Here is a 3,618-nt window from a genome sequence, read left to right as displayed (position 1 = left end):
AAAAAGGTGAAGATCCCCCCCGGCCCCCCTTTGTAAGGGGGGAGGAAGAGGGGAGAATTGCGCTCAAAGTCCCCCTTCTTAAGGGGGATCATGGGGGATCATCCGGATCTCATCGAATCAAAAACCGCGTTGACTTCCCAATTAAAATCCCAGATCGTCCAGGGCGGTAGTCGCCGCCTCAAATACCGCCTCGTCCGGCATTTCCTGCCAATCCGTCGCCCCAATTTCGCGGTAAAATGTCTCGTCGTAGGGCCGGGTGCGGATCACCACCGGCATGGGGACGGCGTGTCCCAACACCAACGCCTGCTGCTTCGAGTCCAGCTTCGCGAGCACCGATCGCAAACTGTGACTGCCCGAAACCCCGGTAAAAATGGCATCGATATCCTTTTCATCATTTAATAGTGCCGTGATGCGGGTTCCGACTTGGGACATCACCTCGGAATCGATCCCGGACGGACGCTGATCCACCACTAATAGGGTGACAAAATATTTTCGCATTTCTCGGGCGATGGTGCCGAAAATCGTCGATCGCACGATCGCCGGATCGAGAAACCGGTGCGCCTCCTCAATTGTAATCACCAAAGGTAAAGGGCGATCGCTGGGATTTTTCGAGGCCAAAAACGTCTCCGCCTTCCGCACATAAGCCTGGTGAATGCGGCGGGTGATCATATTCGTCACCAGCATATAAGACAGCATATCCGACTGGGAACCGAACTCAACGATAACGTGCTTTCCGGCGTCGAGGGATTGCAGGATGCGATCGATATAATTAAACGGACAAGTCGGGCGCATATATTTGAGATTATCCATCCGCATCAACTTCCGCTGCAGGGACATGATCGAGCCCTTGTGGCCGCGGCGTTCGTCGCAGAAAAGCTGGATTTCCTCATTCGTCATTGCCAGCAATTGCGAGATCCAATCCGTCCCAAATTCGCTGCGGAGAATATTGGCACTATCGAGACTCGCCTCCGACAAATTCAACTCCCGCTGCACCAAATTCAGATCTTCAACCTCGATCTGTTTGTAACTCAAATACAATTCCTGGGCGTCGCGAATCCCCCGGCGGCGGGTGGATTCGGGATCGAGGGTGTAAACCTCCACCTGTCCGGGAAACAGTTGTCGCAGTCCCTTGACGGTGTTGAATTTTTTCCCCTCCGAAACCGCCTCCCAGCCGTATTCCGAGTGCATATCGAAAATCAGGTTAACGGCGGCTTTTTTGCGGATAATGCCCGATAATAATAGGCGGGTGAGGAAGGATTTTCCCGTCCCCGACTTCCCGAAAATGCCGTTGCTGCGTTCGACGAAGCGATCGAGGTCCAGACACACCGGAACCGGCATATCGATGGGTTCTCCGATCGCAAAATTGCGCCGCTGGGGGTCATCCTCCCAACCGAAAATAATCCGAAAATCCCGTTCGCTGGCTTCGTAAACCTGGGAGAAGTGGGAGGGGATGGTTTTCACCGGCAGCAGTTCAAAGTCCGCCGCGTTGGTGTTGGCTTGGAAGGAGGCGGCGCCGTTGCCGTTTCGTTTCGGTTCGGCGTTGTGAAATTCCGACACCTCCCGATTCAGCATCAACATCGGACTCAATTCAATAGTTCCGTAGGTGCTGTTTCCGGCTAAAACGGCTTGCAGGAAGTCATCTTCCGGACGGGGGGGGTTGCTGAGAATGCGGGCGCTGGCGGTGCCGAGGGAAACGTCCGTGAGGAGACAGAAAAAGTGCGATCGCACCCCGCGCACCACCAGGAATTTCCCGACGCGCATTTCCTCGACGGAAACATCCGGGTGCAGCCGCACCTCCAACCCTTTCGTCAAGGAACCTTGAATTACAGAACCGAGCGGTTTTTCGAGTGTCATCAGATGCTATTCCAGCGGATTAAATTTCATCGAGTTTGGGAGATATGGCGCTGCGCGCAGGGTGTGGGGTGTGGGGTGTGGGGTGTGGGGAATAGAAACCGCTTTGTCATCAGGGTTGTAAGGTTTTTCCCTCGAATGAAACTGTCAACACAGAGCATACAGCGCTATACCTTGGCTATCTTACCGCTTTTTCTATCTATTATGATGGATCGAGATGGATGGAAAAGCAAGGGAGGCGATCGCTTTTTTGTGGAAATCCCAAAAACCCGATTCAGTCATTTTAGGACTCAAGCCCAACAACAGCCATCAAAACCCTCCGTTGTTGCGCTTTAGCGCTTCCGGGGCTAAAGCGCAACAACAATCGCCATTGAGTTATCGATCGGGTATGTTTGACGGACATCTATTGCAGAAAAATGGGAGCGAGTGGGGCTTTGTCAATGAAGAAGCCCTGGAAAATTTTTTATATCAAAATTTAGGACAATTATTTGACATCACGCCTTTGGCACAACAATACAACGTCGAAAGTCAACGATGCGACATCTTGGCGGTGGGCGATCGCAAAAAATTGTTCGTGTTGGAGTTGAAGAATGCGGAAGATCGGGGCATCGTCCAACAATTGACCCGTTATTATGATGCCCTGTTGGAGGACAAACCGTTTGGCGATCGCGTGGATTATGACAAACCCGTGCAATTGATCGCGATCGCCCCCAGCTTCCACCGCGATAATTTCACGGACAAAAAATATCACACCCTCGATTTTCAGTTTTTAGAATTTTCAGTTATTGAAAGTCGAGATAAATTCTATCTCCGCCTGCGAGATGTTGACAGCGACACCGTTTCACAAGTCAAAATCCCGTATCAAAAACCCAAAACGGATTTAGATTTACCTCCCATACCGCCCGCCCTCGCCAAGCTTCTGAATAAGTGCGAACCCAGCCAGCAGCAAAAGATATTGGAAATTCGGGAGAAACTTTTATTATTTGATAACCGGATGCAGGAGATCGCATCGGCGAACAGCATAAAATATGGAAATGGAACGGCCAAGAATAGTAAGTTTTGCGCCGAGTTTATGGCGTACAAGGATGAAATTATATTGTTTCTCTGGATACCCTACAAAATGGGCGAGAGTCCGAGAATCGGTCGGGCGAGGATTTGGACGGACTGGCAGGATCGCGCTTTGATTGAGGGTTATGTATCCCGGGGCGTGGGAACGGAAATTAATCGAGCCAAGAGAAATATACAAAGGATAATTGATGCAATTCAAAAAGGTGATCGAGGAACATATGGGGGGTTTCATTGGGATGGGTATATTGGAAACAAATTGTATCGCATTTCATTGCCAGTCACAAAAGTTATGGGCGAAAAATATTTTAGAGAGGCTCGTAGAATCCGCAATGATGCGAGAAAAAATAAAGCGCTATTATATGAAGAAATAGAGCTTGAAAAAATGAATAATAAAATGTGGGAAATAGAAACGAATATAAAATTTTCGTCTCAAGTTGAAAATTACGATCGCTCTCTAGAATCCCTGCTGGATTTGGCTTTGGAAAAATGGTCGGATCGGGTTTGAACTGGTCTTGTCGCCCAGCCAACCGCCTTGAAATAAATTTCAAGGCTAATAGCAAAAGTCCACTCAAGTGGACTCAATCAAGTATAACAATGTGAAATGATTCCGGAAAAAAATCGTTCCACTCAAAGCCCCCAGAATTGGGGGTTTGGGGGCGCGACGATTTACCAATAGTTTCCGATTGCTAACAATGTGAA

General features: G+C 49.5%; 2 protein-coding genes. One reads left to right on the top strand and one right to left on the bottom strand.

Annotation, left to right across the window (positions count from 1 at the left end):
- Window positions 1–141 precede the first annotated feature (141 nt).
- Window positions 142–1,854, bottom strand: a complete 1,713-nt coding sequence (locus LKE08_RS08415) for an ATP-binding protein (protein ID WP_324703770.1) — start codon at window positions 1,852–1,854, stop codon at window positions 142–144.
- A 214-nt stretch (window positions 1,855–2,068) separates the two neighbouring features.
- Here LKE08_RS08415 and LKE08_RS08410 point away from each other — a divergent pair, with 214 nt between their 5' ends.
- Window positions 2,069–3,424 (top strand): hypothetical protein, encoded by a 1,356-nt coding sequence (locus LKE08_RS08410; protein ID WP_324703769.1) that lies wholly within the window; start codon window positions 2,069–2,071, stop codon window positions 3,422–3,424.
- Window positions 3,425–3,618: the final 194 nt, after the last annotated feature.

The sequence above is a fragment of the Lyngbya sp. CCY1209 genome (assembly GCF_035615495.1).
In the GTDB taxonomy this organism is placed as follows: Bacteria; Cyanobacteriota; Cyanobacteriia; order Cyanobacteriales; family Microcoleaceae; genus Limnospira.
The sequence above is the reverse complement of the archived record's forward strand: the minus strand, read 5'-3'. Positions and strand labels throughout refer to the sequence as shown.